This window comes from Microbulbifer sp. TB1203, assembly GCF_030997045.1.
Lineage (GTDB): Bacteria > Pseudomonadota > Gammaproteobacteria > Pseudomonadales > Cellvibrionaceae > Microbulbifer.
The window spans coordinates 2,370,971-2,390,311 of the sequence record NZ_CP116899.1 but is presented as its reverse complement, the minus strand read 5'-3'; the positions used below and the strand labels follow the sequence as shown (position 1 = coordinate 2,390,311).

The 19,341-nt window shown below is 59.8% G+C and carries 15 protein-coding genes; all 15 read right to left on the bottom strand.

The features are described 5' to 3' along the window. Positions 1 to 37: 37 nt before the first annotated feature. Positions 38 to 1,561, bottom strand: coding sequence for an NADH-quinone oxidoreductase subunit N (locus PP263_RS10070; protein WP_308368294.1), 1,524 nt, complete (start codon positions 1,559 to 1,561; stop codon positions 38 to 40). Then, positions 1,558 to 3,150 carry an NADH-quinone oxidoreductase subunit M gene (nuoM, locus tag PP263_RS10065; RefSeq protein ID WP_308368293.1) on the bottom strand — a complete coding sequence of 531 codons (1,593 nt, stop codon included), beginning with the start codon at positions 3,148 to 3,150 and terminating at the stop codon, positions 1,558 to 1,560. The genes PP263_RS10070 and nuoM overlap by 4 nt, the downstream gene beginning before the upstream one ends. Continuing rightward, positions 3,147 to 4,979, bottom strand: coding sequence for an NADH-quinone oxidoreductase subunit L (gene nuoL, locus PP263_RS10060; protein ID WP_308368291.1), 1,833 nt, complete (start codon positions 4,977 to 4,979; stop codon positions 3,147 to 3,149). The genes nuoM and nuoL overlap by 4 nt, the downstream gene beginning before the upstream one ends. 1 nt (position 4,980) lies before the next feature. Then, positions 4,981 to 5,274: an NADH-quinone oxidoreductase subunit NuoK gene (nuoK, locus tag PP263_RS10055; protein ID WP_308368595.1), complete on the bottom strand. Its 294-nt coding sequence runs from the start codon at positions 5,272 to 5,274 to the stop codon at positions 4,981 to 4,983. A 19-nt stretch (positions 5,275 to 5,293) separates the two neighbouring features. Continuing rightward, positions 5,294 to 5,812 carry an NADH-quinone oxidoreductase subunit J gene (gene nuoJ, locus PP263_RS10050; RefSeq protein ID WP_308368290.1) on the bottom strand — a complete coding sequence of 173 codons (519 nt, stop codon included), beginning with the start codon at positions 5,810 to 5,812 and terminating at the stop codon, positions 5,294 to 5,296. A gap of 122 nt (positions 5,813 to 5,934) precedes the next feature. Beyond that, on the bottom strand, positions 5,935 to 6,453 hold the full coding sequence (gene nuoI, locus PP263_RS10045; protein ID WP_221192117.1) for an NADH-quinone oxidoreductase subunit NuoI: 519 nt from the start codon (positions 6,451 to 6,453) through the stop codon (positions 5,935 to 5,937). 15 nt (positions 6,454 to 6,468) lie between these two features. After that, positions 6,469 to 7,425: an NADH-quinone oxidoreductase subunit NuoH gene (gene nuoH, locus PP263_RS10040; protein WP_308368288.1), complete on the bottom strand. Its 957-nt coding sequence runs from the start codon at positions 7,423 to 7,425 to the stop codon at positions 6,469 to 6,471. Continuing rightward, entirely contained in the window at positions 7,422 to 10,244 is a 2,823-nt protein-coding gene (nuoG, locus tag PP263_RS10035) for an NADH-quinone oxidoreductase subunit NuoG (RefSeq protein ID WP_308368287.1), read from the bottom strand. The genes nuoH and nuoG overlap by 4 nt, the downstream gene beginning before the upstream one ends. A 58-nt stretch (positions 10,245 to 10,302) precedes the next feature. Then, on the bottom strand, positions 10,303 to 11,577 hold the full coding sequence (gene nuoF / locus PP263_RS10030) for an NADH-quinone oxidoreductase subunit NuoF (protein WP_308368286.1): 1,275 nt from the start codon (positions 11,575 to 11,577) through the stop codon (positions 10,303 to 10,305). Continuing rightward, a complete protein-coding gene (gene nuoE / locus PP263_RS10025; protein ID WP_308368285.1) occupies positions 11,555 to 12,118 on the bottom strand; it encodes an NADH-quinone oxidoreductase subunit NuoE in 564 nt (187 codons plus the stop codon). Before nuoE ends, nuoF begins: the two co-directional genes overlap by 23 nt. Positions 12,119 to 12,140: 22 nt before the next feature. Next, a complete protein-coding gene (gene nuoC / locus PP263_RS10020) occupies positions 12,141 to 13,946 on the bottom strand; it encodes an NADH-quinone oxidoreductase subunit C/D (RefSeq protein ID WP_308368284.1) in 1,806 nt (601 codons plus the stop codon). Between the two features lie 69 nt (positions 13,947 to 14,015). Beyond that, on the bottom strand, positions 14,016 to 14,660 hold the full coding sequence (locus PP263_RS10015; protein ID WP_308368283.1) for an NADH-quinone oxidoreductase subunit B family protein: 645 nt from the start codon (positions 14,658 to 14,660) through the stop codon (positions 14,016 to 14,018). Positions 14,661 to 14,678: 18 nt separating this feature from the next. Then, positions 14,679 to 15,092, bottom strand: coding sequence for an NADH-quinone oxidoreductase subunit A (gene ndhC, locus PP263_RS10010; RefSeq protein ID WP_374693711.1), 414 nt, complete (start codon positions 15,090 to 15,092; stop codon positions 14,679 to 14,681). Between the two features lie 338 nt (positions 15,093 to 15,430). Beyond that, the gene (locus PP263_RS10005; protein WP_308368282.1) at positions 15,431 to 16,234 is read right to left on the bottom strand and encodes a hypothetical protein; all 804 of its coding nucleotides are present in this window, start codon (positions 16,232 to 16,234) and stop codon (positions 15,431 to 15,433) included. Between the two features lie 318 nt (positions 16,235 to 16,552). Beyond that, the gene (locus PP263_RS10000; RefSeq protein ID WP_308368281.1) at positions 16,553 to 19,327 is read right to left on the bottom strand and encodes a valine--tRNA ligase; all 2,775 of its coding nucleotides are present in this window, start codon (positions 19,325 to 19,327) and stop codon (positions 16,553 to 16,555) included. Positions 19,328 to 19,341 lie beyond the last annotated feature (14 nt).

Here is a 19,341-nt window from a genome sequence, read left to right as displayed (position 1 = left end):
GCAAAGCAGTCTCGTCAATCATCGCCCTTTGATACATTTATAGTGCATTTATCCAGTTGATCAAGATTTGCGGAAAGATACCGAATACCAGCAATACGGCAGTCAGGGAGAACATCAGCAGTCGGCCGGATACCGCCAGCTGTATCGCGCCACCGGCGCCGGAAGGAGATGGCTCTTCCCGCTGCAACATCACCAGCAGCAGCCTCAGGTAATAGTAGAGCCCCAGTGCACTGCCCAGGATTACCGCCGCCAGCAGGAACCACATCTGCCCCTGCACTCCGGCGGCGAAAATATAGAACTTGCCCACAAAGCCGATGGTTAGCGGTATGCCGGCCAGAGACAGCAGCATGGCCGCCAGACAACCGGCCAACCAAGGAGAGCGCCACAAGAGGCCGCGGTAATAGTCCCGATGGAAGGGATCGTTTGCAGTGTCGCCGATCGGGTGCCCCCCTCCCGGCGTGTGCGCCAGCGCCGAGTCCGCTACCAGGCTGACTACAGCGAAGGCACCGAGCGTGGTAACCACGTAGGCCACCAGGTAATAGGCCACGGCCTCGATACCGAAAGCGCTGTTGCCCATCAGGAAAGCGACGAACAGATAGCCGATATGAGCGATGGAGGAGTAGGCCAGCAATCGCTTGATATTGCCTTGTAGCAATGCCAGAAGGTTGCCGATCAACATACTTGCCACCGCCATAAACGCCAGCAGGGTGGTGAGCGCGGGCAGGGCGAACAGGTCCACACCGGCAAAGAAGCGCAGTAGCAGCGCCACCACGGCTCCTTTTCCCACGGTGGCGATCAGGGCGGTGACCGGGGTGGGAGCGCCCTGGTAGACGTCCGGGGTCCAGATATGGAAAGGCACCAATGACAGCTTGAATGCCATGGCGATCAGCAGCAGAGCCAAACCGGCGAGCATCAGCGGGGAATCCTGGCCGAACTGTCGCGCGGCCAGCGCTATACCGGAAAAATCCAGGGCGCCACTGGCGGCGTAGATCAATGCGATACCGAACAGGCCGAGGGCGGTGGCGAGCGCGGAGAGCAGCAAATATTTGAACCCGGATTCCAGCGATAGCAGCTGATCCCGCTCGGGCGACAGGTCGCCGCTGACCGCGAAGCCGAGCAACGGGTAGAGCGACAGGCTCATCAGTTCCAGGGCCAGGAAAAAGCTGGCGAAGTGGCTGGCAAAGACCAGGGTGCTGGCTCCCAGTATCATCAGCAGCAAGAGGATATAGAATTCCTCGGGGTAGCTTGTGCTGTCGCTGCGGTGTTTCAGGTAATTGAATCCCAGTACCGCCACGGCGATTGCGGAGAACAGGAGCAGCAGGCAGAAGAACAGGGCGTAGTGGTCCACCAGCAGCAACCCCGTGACCCCAATGCTGCCCGGCCCCCGGGATACCTGGCCGGCCACCGCGAAGCAGGCCGCACAGGCCGAAATCAGTACCACCAGCGTGGTGGCCAGCGCGGCCCGGTGGCCCCGGATAAAGGACACCTGCAACAGCAGGATCACGATACCGGCACTCAGTACCAGCAGCGGTAGAATGGCGAAAAGTTCCTGGGTGTTCATGGGGTTTCACTCCCGGATGCCACGGTATTCAAAACGGTTGTGCTGGTGGTACCTTTTGCCGGGACAAGGTTGGAGCCACTGTCCGGAGGGCTGGACTCCGCTACCGAATTTGCGCTTTCCATTTGTTCCAACAGGTACGTCACCGCCGGCTCAGCGGTATCGAACACCGGTTGCGGGCGCAGCCCGAGGAAAACCAGGCCGACCGCCAGCACCAGTAACGCTGTGGCTTCCCGCGCATTCAGGTCGTGGACTTTACTGTCCTCCTCTGCCTTTTTTCCCTCGCCAAAAAACACCCGTTGCATCATCCACAGTGCATAGAGTGCGGCGCCCACCAAACCCAGGGCGGCAATCACAGTGAGCCAGCGGTTGACCGGGAAGCTGCCGACCAGCACCAGGAACTCGGCGATAAAATTGCCCAGCCCCGGAAGACCCAGTGAGGCCACGGCAAAAAACAGCGCAATGGCAGCCAGCTTGGGCACACGCGCCCAGAGCCCACCCATCTGCGCCATATCCCGGGTATGCAGTCGCTGTTGCAGCGCGCCCACCAGCGCAAAGAGAGCGGCGGTGCTCAGACCGTGGGCGATCATCTGCATCACCGCGCCCTGGATGGCGATGGTATTGAGGGCGTAGATTCCCAGCAGCACAAAACCCATATGGCTGACACTGGAATAGGCCACCAGCCGTTTCATATCCTGTTGCGCGAAGGCGAGAATCGCCCCGTAGACCACGCTGATCGCCCCGATGGCCATGGCCAGCGGCGCAAAGGCGGCGCTGGCCTCGGGAAAGAGCGGCAGGGTAAAGCGCAGCAGGCCGTAGGCACCGGTCTTGAGCAGAATTGCAGCCAGCAGGATACTGCCCGCGGTGGGCGCCTGGGTGTGCGCATCGGGAAGCCAGGGATGCAGCGGCACTGCGGGCAGTTTTACCGCAAAGGCGATAAAGAACCCCAGCATCAGCCAGTACTGCATGCCCGCGGGGATCTCGGAATCCATAAGTTCCCGATAATTGAAAGTTACCTGGCCGCTGGCGTTGTAGTGGATATAGACCAGAGCCACTATGGCCACCAGCATCAGCAGGCTGCTGGCCTGGGTGAAAATGAAGAACTTGATCGCGGCGAAAATCCGCTGCTCGTAGCCCCACACCGCAATCAGGAACAGCATGGGAATCAGCATCACTTCCCAGAAGAAGAAAAACAGGAACAGGTCCATGGCGGTAAAAACGCCGGCCACACCCGCCAGGGTCCAGAGGTAATTGAAATAGAAAAAACCGCGGCGAAATTGAATCTGGTCCCAGGAGGCGATCAGTCCGAACAGACCCATGGCCAGGGTCAATGCCAGCAACAAAAAGCTCAGACCGTCCAGGGCGAGAAAGAAACTGATACCGAATCGGGGTATCCAGGGGGCCTGGACGCTGTCCCACCAGCCCTCTCCGGCGGCCTGTGAAAATTGCGGCCAGTAGCTGGCCAGGAGCACACAGCTGAGGAGGAGGCTTGCCAGGGTTACCCAGCGGCTGCCCCCTTCGACAGATCGCTCTAGCAGCCAGGCGAGAGCGCCGCCGAGAAAGAGTACCGCGATAATTGCGATCAGGGTCATAGTGCCACCAGTAGAGCGAGAATCAGAATCGAGCCCAGTGCAAAGCTCGCCATATACCAGCGTATCTGGCCAGTTTGTGAGGCGCTGGCACCGAGGTTCAGCAGGCGGCTGGCCGCGGCCACGCCGCGGTAACCACCGTCCACAAAGTCGCCGCGGTTGGCGTGCGCCAGCCATAAAAACGGTTTGCTGAATACAGCCTCATACAGACGGTCGAAGTCCCAGCCCCTCTGCCACCAGAGGTTGATGCCAGTCTGCGTTTCTCCGAAGCTGCCGCGGCGGAAAAGCCACCAGGCAAACAGAATTCCCAGAATGGGTGCGGCAATGGCAATCCATTCAACCCATATTTGCGGATGCCCGGCGGCGGCAGCTCCGAAGACGGACTGCAGTGGGGGCGCCAGAACTCCGCCAAACAGTGCAAGCACACTCAGCAGCAGCAGCGGCAGGACCATTCCCCGTGTATTGGCATCCTCGCAATGGCTGGAGGCGCTGCCCTCCCTGCCGAAAAAAACCAGGAACAGCAGGCGAAAGCTATAGACGCCGGTAATCAGTGCGCCGAGAACACCCGCCAACCAGATCCAGTTGAAGCCGTGAAACTGCTCCCAGGCCTGTAGCAGAATCCGGTCCTTGCTGTAAAACCCGGAGGTGAACGGCAGTGCGGCCAGGCAGGCGCAGCCGATCAGGAAGCAGGAAAAGGTAAACGGAATTTTCCGGCGCAACCCGCCCATGGCAAAAATATTCTGCTCGTGGTGCAGGCTCAGGATCACCGAGCCGGCGGCCAGGAACAGCAGTGCCTTGAAGAAGGCGTGGGTCATCAGGTGGAAAATGGCCCCGGACCAGGCACCGACCCCAAGGGCGAGAAACATATAACCGATCTGGCTGATGGTGGAATAGGCGAGCACTCGCTTGATATCCGTCTGCACCAGCGCACTGCAGCCCGCCAGCAGCAGGGTGAGTGCACCCACTGTGGCAACGGCCATCATCGCCATTGGCGACTGTGCGAAGAGCGTGTGCATGCGCGCAATCAGATAGACGCCGGCCGTAACCATAGTGGCCGCATGGATCAATGCACTGACCGGGGTGGGGCCGGCCATGGCATCCGGCAACCAGGTCTGCAGCGGCAGCTGTGCGGACTTGCCTACGGCGCCGCCCAACAGCAGCAGTGCGGCCAGGGTGAGTGTTTGCGGATCGGCTTGCGGCGCGCTGCCGGCCGCGAGCAGTTCGCGGATATTCAGGGTGGCGAACTGGCTGAACAGCAGAAACAGGCCGATGGCCATGGCGGTGTCGCCGATGCGGGTGACGATAAACGCCTTGCGTGCGGCGGCGCCGTTGACCGGGTCCCGATACCAGAAACCGATCAGCAGGTAGCTGCACAGGCCCACCCCCTCCCAGCCCAGGTACAGCAGCACCAGGTTGTCCGCCATTACCAGGAGCAGCATGGCGCACACAAACAGGTTCAGGTAGGCGAAATAGCGGCGGTAGCCGGGATCGCCGCGCATATAGCCGGCGGAGTACAGGTGAATCAGAAACCCCACACCGGTTACCACACCCAGCATTACCAAAGTCAGCCAGTCCAGGTAAAAATCAATTCCCAGTGACAGCCCGCCCACATCCAGCCAGGACCACAACGAGACAGAGTAAACATAGGCGGAGTCGTTGAAAAACTGTGGAGCGATTGCAGCGGTCACCAGTGCTGCCAGGCCCACCGAGGCGACGCCGATGGTGGCGCTGACTTTTTCCGGCAGTTCGCGCCGGGTGAACAGTGGTACCGCGGCCAGTATCAAAAAGCCCAGTAGGGGCAGCAGTGGAATCCAGCCGGTCAGTTCCCGCATATCAACCTCGCATTCCGTTCAGTTGGTCCACATCCACGGTGTGCCTGCGCCGGTAGAATTGCAGTACCAGCGCCAGCGCGATAGCCACTTCAGCCGCGGCCAGGGTAATCACAAAGATGTACATTACCTGGCCGTCCGCATTGCCCCAATGAGCGCCCACCACTACGAATGCCAGTGCCGCGGCGTTGGTGCAGATCTCGATGCACATCAGCATGAACATGATATTGCGCCGCACCAGAAGTCCGGCCAATCCGAGACAAAACAGGGTGGCCGCGAGGATCAGTCCCTGGTGCATGGCACCACCGGCAATGGTTTCAATCGGCATCTTGTACCCCACTCTCTTCCCTGCGCTTCTGCCGCGCCAGATGAAAGGCTCCCACCAGCCCCGCCAGCAGCAGCATGGAGGCCAGTTCCACCGCCAGTACGTAGCGGCTGAACAGCGCTATCCCCACTTCTTTGGGACCGACGTAATTCAGCGCCGTAGTGTCGGCCACCTGCCCGCCGCGCAGCATAAAAATCAGTTGCAGGAGAAGAATGGCCGAGAGCAGGCCCGGACCCCACCAGATTCCCGGGCGAAGCCACTGGCTCTCCTGGGCCACTGCCTTGTCTCCCTGGTTGAGCATCATGATCACAAACACGATCAGCACCATGATGGCACCGGCGTAGACAATTACCTCCAGTGCCGCGGCGAAGGGCGCGCCGAACTGGTAAAAAATTACCGCCACCGCAAGCAGGGAGACCACCAGGTAGAGCAGGGCGTGGACTGCGTTGCGGTTAAAGATCACCATGGTGGTGGAGGCTATGGCGACCAGGGCGGTTAGATAGAAGTACATGATTTTATTTTTTCCGTTGTTCTGATTTTGTGGGTGTTCCCGCTCCCCCGTAAGTGGGGGAGGGGAGCTCTCCTACTCCCCTCTCCCGCAAGCGGGAGAGGGGAGCTTTCTTTTACAATTAGTCATAGATTCAGGCTCTTTATGTTCACCGGTTCAGCCTCGTTCTCCGCCTGCCCCTTGTCCTTGCCGTCGATCGCCTTGCCGGCCACATTGTAGAAACTGTAATCGTGGTACTTACCCGGCCCGCTGATCAGCAGGTCCTCTTTCTCGTACACCATATTTTGGCGGTCGTACTCGCACATCTCGAAATCCGGGGTCAACTGTATGGCGTAGGTGGGGCAAGCGTCTTCACAGAGGCCGCACATGATGCAGCGGGAGAAGTTGATGCGGAAAAACGCCGGGCGCCAGCGGCCGTCTTCGTCTTCGGTTTTCTGCAGGGAGATACAATCCGGAGGGCAGGCTACCGCGCATAAGTTGCAGGCCACACAGCGTTCCTCGCCATCCGGATCGCGGGTGAGTACGATGCGCCCGCGGTATCGCGGTGCCAGGTAGGGTTTTTCGTCCGGATACTGTACTGTGACGTTGCGACTGAAAAGGTGTTTGAACACCAACCACATACTGCGCAGCTGACTAGCGATCATGGCAGGCCTCCCTCGTTATTGAATCCATAGCAGTACTCCCGCTGTAATAAGCAGGTTGGCCAGGGACAGCGGCAGCATAAATTTCCAGCCGAAATGCATCAGCTGGTCGTACCGGGGGCGTGGCAGGGCGGCGCGCAAGAGGATAAATAGTGCGATCAGTACACTGGTCTTCAATAAAAACCAAACCACCGGTGGCAACCAGGGACCCAGCCAGCCGCCGAGAAACAGTGTGGTGATAAGTGCGGAGATCAAGATTACCGACAGGTACTCACCCACAAAAAACATACCAAATTTCATGCCCGAATACTCGGTGTGAAAGCCGGCGGTAAGCTCGTGCTCCGCCTCCGGAAGATCGAAGGGCAGGCGGTGGCTCTCGGCGATCCCGGCAATAAAAAACACCAGGAAGCCGATAAACTGCGGCAGTACAAACCAGGTATTTTCCTGGGCCAGTACGATTTCCCGCAGGTTGAAGCTGCCGGACATCATTACCACACCCATCAGGCTCAAACCCATAAACACTTCGTAGGAAACTGTCTGGGCAGCGGCACGCAGGCCGCCCAGGAGTGCGTACTTGTTGTTGGAGGCATAGCCGCCGAGAACCACGCTGTATACCGCTATGGATGACATGGCGAGGAAAAACAGCAGTCCCACATTGAGATCGATTACGCCAATAGCCGGAGACACGGGAATCACCGCAAACCCTAGTAGCATGGCCGCCATCACCACAGTGGGGGCGAGTACAAACACGGGAATGTCAGCAAATCTGGGAACGAAATCCTCCTTGAAAAAAAGCTTGATCATATCCGCAACTACTTGAAGTGTGCCGAAGGGGCCCACCCGGTTCGGTCCCGGCCTGTCCTGCCAGAAGCCCAGAAGGCGGCGTTCGCCCCAGGTGAGCAGCGCAGCCAGCAGCACCGCCACCGTGAGCACACCGAAGATATTGAGCAGCGCAATCCAGGGGAATGTGTTCATCGGTCACCTCCGGTTTCCGGTTGCGCCACCTGTAGCCGGCCCCTGGCCGGAGTATCTGTGCCCAGCGGCTCCACCTGTGGAAAGCCATAGGGGACGCCCAGGCTGCCGGTGGGAATAGTGTCAGAGACTTCGGCGATAAGCTGGCAGCGGTCGCCGCCGACAGTGATTTCCAGCGGATCTCCGGCGTCGATATCCAGGCGCTTTGCGTCGTGCCGGTTGATCAGTACAAAGGGTTGGGCAATAACGCTGGCAATGGCGGGAGCCATGGCACTCAGTTCGCCGGAGCCGAACATCCGATAGATAGGAAGCAGAAGAAATCCCTCTGCCTCTCCAGCCGGGTTTACTGCAGGTTTCCAGTCCGGTAGAGACCTGGACGCGCGTTGTATTTTCCTTCCCCCATTTCCGCAGCGCCGCTTGCCGCCGATTCCCTGCAGGAATTTGTGCAGTGCCTGGTTGGAGTTCCAGCCGGGGGACCAGATATTCGCTTGCAGAGGTGATTTATCCGGGTCTTGAATGCCCTCCATGGAGAACACCAGCGGCGCATCGGGATCTTTGACCGGCTTGTGTTCCGCAACCGATTTGTCGGCGTAAATTGCCGTGCGCCCGCTGTAGCGGTGGCTCTGCCGGGCGACTTCCAGGCCATCGATGCGGAAATCCTCGTCCGGACCCAGGTCTGCAACCACTTCCAGTTCCGGAAGTGTTTCCGCGATAGCCTGGTTCAGATCGTGGCAGTGTTTCCAATCGGCGATAGTTCTGATAAGGGCATTGCTTTCCGGGCAAAAGGCAGCCGCATCAGCCAGCCACCGCCAGCTTTCCTGGATGTAGCCCGGGCCCTCGTAAACAGCGTAGAAGCGCTGTGCCAGGCCGTTGCTATTGATCACCGTGCCCTGGGATTCTGCAGTGGCTGCGGCGGGGAGCACCAGATCGGCCCGCCGGGTAGTCCGGTTGTGCAGAAGATCGAGCGCGATCAATTCATCGGCGAGGGAAAAAATCTCGTCCGCGGTGGCTGTATCCACCCGACGACAGAGGTCGTTTTCCAGCACGATTACGCTGCTGGGATTTTGCGCTTCGCTTTCCGCCTGCAGTGCGCCGGGCAGGTGGTCGAGGGTTTTTTTATCGTCTGTGCACAGTTGTGCGAGCCCGAGGCTGTTGACTTCGGGGCAGGCTAGATAGAGCGCGCAGGGACTGGAATTCCTGTCCGCGAGTGCGGTGGCCAGTTGCGCAGCCGCCTGCAGTACGTCTCCACTCCGGCAGCCGCAGCCGGAAATCACCAGCGGCCGTTCCGCCGCGCTCAGGGCTTCGGAAATTTTCTGTGCCATCTCCAAATATTCCGGAGACACTTCCGCGGGCTGTTTTCCGGCAATCAACTGCGCCAGGGCATGGCCAAAGGTGGCGATTTCCTCCGGAGTGCCGTGAAAGCGGCTACTGGCGATATCGTCGAGGCCACTGTCCTCAAATCCGGCGAGGGCAACCGGGCTGGGGTCGCCATCCAGCTGGCGCACCGAAGCGTCCTGCCACTGGGGAATTTTCAGTTCGCGTGCCTGCTTCCGTTGCCGATTGCGGGCGGCCTGGCGCACCGCCAGCGCGACGCGCGGTGCGGTGTTGGAAATATCCTCGCCCAGGATCAGTATCGCGTCGGCGTTCTCTATCTCCGGGATTGTGGGGCTGTGGGTGCGCGGGTCCCGTTGTATGGCGTCGACCAGATGCAGCAGGTGCAGATCCCGCTCCGCCAGGCCCGCATAGAAATTGTCGGGGCCCACCAGCTGGCGCAGGGCGAAATTGTTTTCCAGGGAAGCGCGCGGTGAGCCGATACCGATCAGCCGGCGCTGGCCTTTCTGTGCCTGGCCCAGGGTTTGGCCCAGCCGTTCGACGGCTTCCCGCGGGGGAATCTCGCCGTGAATTTTTTCGCCGCGCGCGGCGGTGGACTCGATCAATGTATCCGTTCGCGCGGCCAGCACGGTTTTCAGGCGCATGTCGCTGTTGACATAGTCGTAGCCAAAACGGCCGCGGTCGCAGAGGAAATATCCATTGATTTCCCGGTGATAGAGGTTGATTACCCGCCGCAGCATCTGGTCCTTGCCGTCCCAGCCCGCCCGCGCACCCGGCGCGGTATTGCAGCCAACGGCGCAGTGTTCACAGATGGAGGGGGCGGTCTGCAGGTCCCACTTGCGCACGTAGTGCTTGCTGAAGGTTTTATCGGTGAACACGCCGGTGGGGCAGACTTCCACCAGGTTGCCGCTGAAACCGTTTTGTAGCACACCCTCCTGTTGGCGGCCGAAATAGACCTGGTTGTTGCGACCCAGTGCCTGGAGATCCGTGCCGCCGGCATAATCACGGTAAAAACGTGTGCAGCGGTAACAGGCGATGCAGCGGTTCATCTCGTGATTGATAAAGGGGCCCAGGTACTGGTTGCGGTGGGTGCGCTTGGTGCCCCGGTAGCGGCGGTTGGTGTGACCGGTCATCTCGGTCATATCCTGCAGGTGACACTCGCCGCCCTCCTCACAAACCGGGCAGTCGTGGGGGTGGTTGGTCATCAGATCTTCGATAATGCTGCCACGGAATTCACGGGCCTGCTCGGCGTTGACCGAGTAGAGACCACCATCCTTGACCGGGGTCATACAGCTCATTACCAGTCGGCCGCGGTGATCTTCTGCGTCCTTGTACTCAATCACTGCGCACTGGCGGCAGGCGCCCACGGAGCCCATGGCCGGATGCCAGCAGAAATAGGGCAGGTCGATTCCCAGGGACAGGCAGGTGCTGAGCAGGTTTTGCCCTTCCTCTACTTCGTAATCATCGCCGTCTATGGTTATTGTTGGCATTTTCAGTCCATTTTTCTGTCGCCGTTGTTGATCCTGTAGGAGCGGCCAACGGCCGCTCCTACAAGTAAGGGCAGCATCCTTTTTCTATATGTTCCACGAAGTCCTGTTCGAACAGTTTCAATGCGCTCTGTATCGGCTCGGCGGCGCCGGGGGCCAGAGCGCAGAAGGTGTTGCCGGGGCCCATGTAGCGGACCTGTTCCCGCAGTAACCCGATGTCTTCCGGGCGGCCTTCGCCGTTCTCGATGCGCTGCAGAATTTTTACTGCCCAGGGCAGGCCGTCGCGACAGGGTGTGCACCAGCCGCAGGACTCGCGGGCAAAAAACTGAGTGAGGTTGAGCACCAGGCCCACCGGGCAGGTTTTATCGTCCAGCACAATAATGGTGCCGGTACCCATGCGGCTGCCGGACGTGCCGATGACGTCGTAATCCATCGGCAGGTCCAGGTGCTCCGGTCCGAGGAAATCCGTGGAGCCGCCGCCGGGGAGAAAACCCTTCAGTTTCAGTCCGTCGCGCATACCGCCGGCGTGCACTTCGATGATTTCCCGGATCGGCGTGCCCATGGGCAGTTCCCAGGTGCCGGGATTCTTGACCTTGCCGCTGACGCCGAACAGCTTAGTACCCGCGTCCTCGCCCCGTCCCAAACTCTTGTACCAGTCCACGCCCAGGTCGATCAGGTGGGGAATATTGCAGAAGGTCTCCACATTGTTGACCACCGTGGGTTTGCCCCAGAGACCGCTGACCTGGGGAAAGGGTGGCTTGGCCCGCGGAATAGCTCGCTTGCCTTCCAGGGCATTGAGCAGGGCGGTCTCCTCGCCGCAAATGTAATTGCCGGCGCTGCGATGCAGATGTATTTCCAGGCTGTAGCCGCTGCCGAGGATGTTTTCCCCCAGCAGGCCCTCTTCCCGGGCTTCGGCGATGGCCTTTTCCAGGCGCGCGGTGGCCGTGTGATATTCGCCGCGAATAAATATATAGGCGGTGCGAGCCTCGATGGCATAGGCGGCAATGGCCATGCCTTCGATCAGCAGGTGAGGGTCCCGCTCCATCAGCAGCCGGTCCTTGAAGGTTCCGGGTTCCATTTCGTCGGCATTGCACACCAGGTACTTAACCGCTGGACTGCCCTCGCCCCGGGGAACGAAGCTCCACTTAAGCCCGGTGTTGAAGCCGGCTCCGCCGCGGCCACGCAGGCCCGCGTTCTGTACGGTTTTGACCAGGTCACCCGGATCGCTGGCCAGGGCCTTGCGCCAGCCACTGTAACCGGCGGCGGCGCGGTAGCCTGCCAAGTCGATGGCGGTATTTTGCGGACCGATATTTTTAGTCAGTGGATTCGTCAGCATGGCGACGCTTCTTGTTGTCGATAATTTCGTCGATACTCTGCTCGGTGAGGTTGCGGTGCATTTCCTCACCCACCATCATCACCGGAGCCTTGTCGCAATCCCCCAGGCAGGGGGTTTCCAGAAGGGTGAAGATTCCGTCCCCGCTGGTTTGCCCGGGAGCTATCTGTAATTTCTGCTCGATGCGCGCCTGCAACCTTGCGCAGCCCATGATCCAGCAGCTGGCGCTCTTGCAGAACAGGATCACCTCTTTGCCCACCGGCTGGCGGAAGATCAGCTGAAAGAAGGTAGCTACACCCTCCAACTGGGCGGGGGGAATATCCAGGTAGTCGGAAACCGCCTGCAGGCTCTGGTCGGAAATCCAGCCCCGGTGCTTTTGCACGATGCGCAGGGCCTCCAGACCCACGGAGGCCTTATCCTCGTAGTGGGAAAATTCCGCGTCTATCTCGCGCTTCTCCTCCGCACTGAGTTGCGTTTCGGTGCTGCGGTCCGCTTTGCTGAAATCCATTACTTCCACAACTTCCGGTTCAAAGACGCTGGACATAATCCATCCCTAACAATTAGTCCTAACGGTCCACATCCGCCATCACGAAATCGATACTGGCGATAATGGCAATGAGGTCCGACACCAGCAGTCCGCGGGAAAGCAGTGGAATCATCTGCAGGTGCGGAAAAGATGGTGTGCGGATTCTGGCGCGGTAGGCATTGGTGCCGCCGTCGCTGACAATCTGGTAACTGTTCAACCCCTTGGTGGCTTCCACCGCGACGCAAACCTCCCCCGCCGGCATCACCGGCCCCCAGCTGTTGTTGAGGAAATGCTGGATCAGGGTTTCGATATCGTGCATGGTGCGCGCCTTCAGTGGCGGCGTGGTCAGCGGGTGATCCGACTTGTGAGGCCCGGAGGGCATGTTGTCCAGGCACTGGCGGATAATGCGCAGGCTCTGCCACATCTCTTCCACGCGCACCCGGCAGCGGTCGTAGCAGTCGCCGCCGTCGTAGGTGGGAATATCGAATTCGAACTGATCGTAACCACTGTAGGGGCGGCGCTTGCGAAGGTCCCATTCCAGGCCGGTGGCGCGCAGCCCCGGGCCGGTGGCGCCCCACTCCATCGCCTCGTCGGTGTTGTAGACGCCGATGCCCCGGGTGCGCTGCTGCAGTATCTTGTTTTTCAGCACCATGCCTTCGTATTCCCGCAGGCGCTTCGGCATATAGTCGAGGAATTCCCGCACCATTTTGTCCCAGCCTTCCGGCAGGTCCTGGGCGACGCCGCCGATGCGGAACCAGGACGGGTGCATACGCCCACCAGTGATGGCCTCGATGATGCCGAAAAGCCTTTCCCGATCCACGAACATGTAAAAGACCGGCGACATCTGCCCCACGTCCTGGGCAAAGGTACCGTAGAACACCAGGTGGCTGGCGATGCGAAAGAATTCGCACAACATCACGCGGATGGTCTGTGCCCGCGGCGGCACCGGGATAGCGGCCAATTGTTCCAGTGCCAGCACATAGGGCAGGTTGTTCATTACCCCGCCCAGGTAGTCGATGCGGTCGGTGTAGGGGATATAGCTGTGCCAGGCCTGGCGCTCGGCCATTTTTTCCGCGCCGCGGTGGTGGTAGCCGATATCGGGTACCGCGTCGACGATCCTCTCGCCGTCCAGCTGCAGTGCCACGCGGAAAACCCCGTGCACGCTGGGGTGGTTGGGACCCAGATTCAGGAACATGAATTCCGCGCTGTCGCTGGCGCGGGACATGCCCCATTCCTCCGGCTTGAATAACAGAGCCTCCTGCTCCGCCCGCTGCTTTTCCGGCGAAAGGCTGTAGGGGTCCACTTCCGTGGCCCGCGCGTGGTGATCCTTGCGCAGGGGGTGCCCTTGCCAGGTGGAAGGCATCATGATGCGACGCAGGTTGGGATGGCCGACGAACTCGATGCCGAACAGGTCCCACACCTCGCGCTCATACCAGTTGGCACAGGCCCACACCGGGATGGCGGAGGGCACCGACAGGCGGGATTCCGGCAGCGCCACCTTGATGCGGACAAACAGGTCCCGCTCCAGCGAGAGCAGCTGGTAGACGAGGGTGAAATCGCTCTGGGGCTGCTGTGCTTCCCGTTTGCCGCGGTGAAGCCGCAGGCGCTCGTCGATGGCACTGAGATCGTAGAGCATGGAAAAGGGGCGCGGGATTTTCGTTTTGAGGTGGCGCAGTAGCGGCAGCAGTGTTTCCGGTGCCACCCAAAGAGTCGGCATATCGAGGCAGTCCGGCTGCAGCCAGTAATCGGCCTGTCCGTATTCCCTGCGCAGATCACCGATAAAGGCTTCCGCCTCCGCGCTGTAGGGGTTCTCGATATGGACGCTCTGTGCGATTACGCCGGTCATTGGGTTTTCCCGGAAGTGATTCTTTACTCCTCTCTCCCGTTTGCGGGAGAGGGGGCTATATCGCTGGATTCAGACGGTATCCGGTGTGCGCAATTTATCCGCGCACATACGCGCCTCCCGGTGGAGGTCGCGCTGGCTGGGTTTGGGAATCTGCCTCGGGCCGTGCTCATCCACCACCCAGCTCAGGGGGCGGCGGTCTTTGGCGACGGATTTTTGCAGCAGGGTAAGCCCCTGCATCAGCGCCTCCGGTCGCGGCGGGCAGCCGGGCACATAGATATCCACCGGCATAAAGCGGTCGACGCCCTGCACCACGCTATAGATGTCGTACATGCCGCCGGAGTTGGCACAGGAGCCCATGGAAATCACCCAGCGCGGCTCCATCATCTGTTCGTAGAGACGCTGCAGCACCGGCGCCATCTTGATGAACACTGTGCCGGAGATCACGATCAGGTCGGCCTGGCGGGGAGTGGCGCGGATTACTTCGGAGCCGAATCGGGAGATATCGTGCCGGCTGGTAAAGGCAGTGGCCATTTCCACATAACAACAGGAGAGCCCGAAGTTGAATGGCCACAGGGAATTGGCTCTGCCCCAGGCCACCAGGTCCTCCAGTTTTGTGAGCAGAATATTCTTTTTGATTTCCTCGGAAAAAATTTCGCCCTCTGTGCGTCCACTGCTCGCTATGACATTTTCCGCTTTGGTTAACTGCCAGCGCATAGTGCTTCCTTATTGTCGTTATCGATATTCCTCGCGATTCTCCAGGCTGCTCTGCCTGCCGCCCCAATCCAGCGCTCCCAGGCGCCACAGGTATACCAGGCCGGCGAGCAGTATCACTATGAAAATAGTCGCTTCGACGAAGCCCAGCAAACCGGTCTCGCGAAAGGAGATGGCCCAGCCGAACAGGTAGATGGCCTCGAGGTCGAAGACGATAAACAGGATAGCGACCAGGTAGTAGCCGACGGAGAGCCGCAGACGGGCGCTGCCCTGGGAGATGATGCCGGATTCGAAGGGTTCGTCGGTGGCGGCATCGCGCCGGCGCTGGCCGAGGAAGTAGGAGAGACCCAGCATGAGCGCGATCAGGGCAAAAACGGCGAGGCAGTAGACCACCAGTGGCCATATGCTCGGGTTGACTAGGGTTGTTGCATTCAACTTCTCTCTCCCCGACAGGCTGACAGGCGCTGTCCGCGCCCTGGGTTGATCGCTGTTACTGCACTGGTACCGCTATAGGATTTGCCTCTGGATATTAGTTGAAATTGGCCGCTTTAAAATTGCGAAGATTTATATCGCGGAAATTATTATTTATACGCCTGAGCAATTTTATAAAGGTTTGTGGAAATGAAAGCCAGAGCCGATAAGGAACAATTACTTATTACTTGGCTTTTTTTTATAGGGTAATAATCTGTGATTTTAGGCGACAGGCACATTCCCGGACTTCGGGGGGGGTGATTTCCGGGGCCTTTTGGCCCCGGAAAATTGCATCAGAGCGCTTAGTGATCCAGGTATTCTTCCGGCACCCGGCGTATGTGGTGGACCCAGAGCCCACCGTCGTTACGCGCAGCTACCCATACCTCCCGGTCGTGATCCCGGTGCACTCGCACACCCAGCGGCACGGCGCCATTGCTGTTTTTGTTGCAGCCCTTGCCGGGAGGCGCATTGCAGGAACCGCCGTCGGAAGAGCCGCCATCGTCATAACTTTTGTAGCTGTCCAGGTGATTGTAGATATCCGACAGCATCTGGTAGTCGTGCTGGTTTGGCCACTGGCTGTTGGGGTCGTTGGAGTAGTCCATGCAGGTGCTCTGGCTGCTGCCGTCCTCACTGGTGTGGCCCAGCCCGAACACATGGCCGACTTCCTGGCACATTACGTGATTTTTTTCCGTCTGGTCCTGCCAGTAAGACGAGTAAGTGTCGTTCACCTTGGCGGTGCCCTGGTCGATATGCCCGTTGCTGTCCAGGCCGATACTCGCCAGACCCAGCCAGCCGTTGTTGCCGTAAGCGGCGTTGCAGACGCGCATCTGCCCGGTAACCATCGGGCAGCGCTTGCGGGTATTGCTGGTGTCATCTCCGGAGGTGATCGCCAGGTTGAGAACGCTGGAGGAGGACCACTGTGACAGGGTGTTGTTCAGTTCCGACTGCCAGTCGGAGGTGACACTGTCCACTACCTGCAAGTCGAATGAACTGGTGTTCCTCGCCCAGTGATAGTTACCCCAGCTGTGATCGGCGGCGGCACCGGCACTGAGTGTGGAAATCAACAGGCCGAAGGCCAGTTTGCAATTGGAGAAAGATGGAGACATGGTTTTTGTCCTTGCTGTTATGTTTTTTGTAGAGACTTCCTGAGTGGGCGGCCGAAAAGCCACCCGCGTGCACCGCAGTCTATGCACCGAATTATCCTAGAAGCGTTGTCGAGAATTTGTAAGGTTTAGGATGAGATGGATTGCCGGCTTTGAGCGGGAGTGCACAGGAGAAAGCCGCGAAACTTGGCGCGGCTTCCTTCTGGCTGGGCTTTTTGTGTGCGGGGACTGGCGGGAAAAAGAAAAAATATTGCCAATTTGGCCAGGTTCGCCCTGATCGATTGAGCAGGGCGCCCGTACCATTTGGAGATCAGCTGGAGATCAAAGGTTGTCGAGTGCCTGCAACTGTTGTTTCAGGCGCTCTTGTGCACTCTGCATTTCCGCCAGCTTGTCCTTTTCCTTGGCCACTACTTCGGCCGGGGCTTTATCGACAAACTTGGGATTGCTGAGTTTGCCCTGCACCCGGACGAGTTCTTTTTCCAGCTTGTCGATTTCTTTTTTCAGGCGCGCGCTTTCCGCTTCCACGTCGATCAGCCCGGCCATGGGTACCAGCAACTCCAGGTCGCCGGCCAGGGCGGTGGCGGAGGCGGGGGCGGGTTCGCCCTGTTTCAGGCAGGTAGTGGATTCCAGGCTGGCCAGCTTTGTGAGCAGGTTACGGGTCTGTTCCAGCAGTTGCCTGTCCGTGTCGGAGCCGCCGCGCAGCAGCAGGGGGATTTTCTTTGCCGGGGAGATATTCATCTCGCCGCGAATATTGCGCACGCCCTCGATCACTTCTTTCAGCCAGGCGACAGCGGCCTCTGCGTCCGTATCGATTTTGTGCTCGTTCGGCGCCGGGTAGGGCTGCAACATGATGGTGTCGCCGCTTTTCCCGGCCAGGGTTTTCACCCGCTGCCAGATCTCCTCGGTGATAAACGGCATCAGCGGGTGGGCGAGGCGCAATGTGGTTTCCAATACGCGGATCAGGGTGCGGCGGGTACCCTTCTTCACCGCGGCGGAGGCGGAGTCGTCCCAGAGGACCGGCTTGGAGAGTTCCAGGTACCAGCTGCAGTACTCCTGCCAGATAAAGTCGTACAGTGCCTGGGAAGCCAGGTCAAAGCGGTAGCTGTCCATCGCCTCGCGCACGGCTTTTTCAGTTTTTTGCAGCTGGGAGATAATCCAGCGGTCCGCCAGGCTCAGCTCGAAATCCTCGCTGCCGTCCTGGGCGCAATCCTGCCCGTCGCAGTTTTGCAGCACATAGCGGGAGGCGTTCCAGATCTTGTTGCAGAAGTTGCGGAAGCCCTCGATCCGGCCCACGTCGAACTTGATGTCGCGGCCGGTGGCGGCGAGCGAGTAGTAGGTGTAGCGCAGCGCATCGGTGCCAAAGGGGGCGAAGCCCTCGGGGAAATCCTTGCGGGTCTGTTTTTCGATTTTTGACGCGTCCTGGGGGCGCATCAGGCCGGAGGTGCGCTTCTTCACCAGGCTCTCCAGGTCGATGCCGTCGATCAGGTCGATGGGATCGATCACGTTGCCCTTGGATTTGGACATCTTCTGCCCGTGGTTGTCGCGCACCAGGCCGTGTACATACACAGTGTGGAAGGGCACCTCCTTCTTGAAGTAGAGGGTCAGCATCATCATGCGCGCGACCCAGAAGAAGATGATATCGAATCCAGTCACCAATACCGAAGAGGGGTGAAAGGCCTTCAGTTCCGGAGTTTCCTCCGGCCAGCCCAGGGTGCCGAAGGTCCATAGACCGGAGGAGAACCAGGTGTCGAGGACATCATCGTCCTGGCGCAGGTTGAGATCGTCGTCGAGACTGTGTTTCTCGCGGATTTCTTTTTCCGAGCGGCCCACGTACACATTGCCGGCGTCGTCGTACCAGGCGGGAATGCGGTGGCCCCACCAGAGTTGCCGGGAGATACACCAGTCCTGGATATCGCGCATCCAGGAGAAGTACATATTTTCGTAGCTTTTCGGCACGAAGTTGACCCGGCCGTCTTCCACCGCCTTGATCGCGTCCTCGGCCAGCGGTTGGGTTTTGACATACCACTGGTCGGTGAGCCAGGGCTCGATCACCACGCCGGAGCGGTCGCCCCGGGGCACCTTCAATGTGTGTGGCTCAATTTTCTCCAGCAGGCCCAGTGCGTCCAGGTCGTCGACGACCTGCTTGCGCGCGGCGAAGCGCTCCATGCCGCGGTATTTTTCCGGCACCGCGTCGTTGAGGTTGGCATCCGCGTCGAGGATGTTTATCAGCTCCAGGTTGTGGCGCTGGCCCATTTCGTAGTCGTTGAAGTCGTGGGCCGGGGTGATCTTTACGCAGCCGGTGCCGAACTCGCGGTCGACGTAGTCGTCGCCGATAATCGGGATATCGCGCTCCGCCAGGGGCAGCCTGATAGTTTTGCCGATCAGGTGCCGGTAGCGCTCGTCCTCCGGGTGTACCGCCACGGCGGTGTCGCCGAGCATGGTCTCCGGGCGGGTGGTGGCGACCACCAGGTGGCCGGAGCCGTCGCTGAGCGGGTAGCGGAAGTGCCACAAATGGCCCTGTTCCTCTTCGTTGAGCACTTCCAGGTCGGAGATGGCGGTGTGCAGTTTCGGGTCCCAGTTCACCAAGCGCTTGCCGCGGTAGATGAGGCCGTCCTCGTACAGGCGGATAAACACCTCCTGCACCGCCTTGTAGAAGCCCTCGTCCATGGTGAAGCGCTCGCGGGACCAGTCGGGGCTGGCGCCCAGGCGGCGCAGCTGTCGGGTGATGGTGCCGCCGGACTCCCGCTTCCACTCCCAGACTTTCTCGATAAATTTGTCCCGGCCCAGGTCGTGACGGCTGATCCCTTCCGCGCCCAGCAGGCGCTCCACCACCATCTGGGTGGCGATACCGGCGTGGTCGGTGCCCACCTGCCATAGAGTGTTGTCGCCGAGCATGCGGTGGTAGCGGATCAGTGCATCCATGATGGATTCCTGGAAGCCGTGGCCCATATGCAGGCTGCCGGTGACGTTGGGCGGCGGGATCATGATGCAGTAGGGATCGGCTTCGGTGTCGCCGGAGGGCTTGAAGTAGCCGTTCTCTTCCCAGGTCTTGTACCACTGCTGTTCGATGGCGTTGGGCTGGTATGTCTTGTCCATGCGGGCGGGGAAAC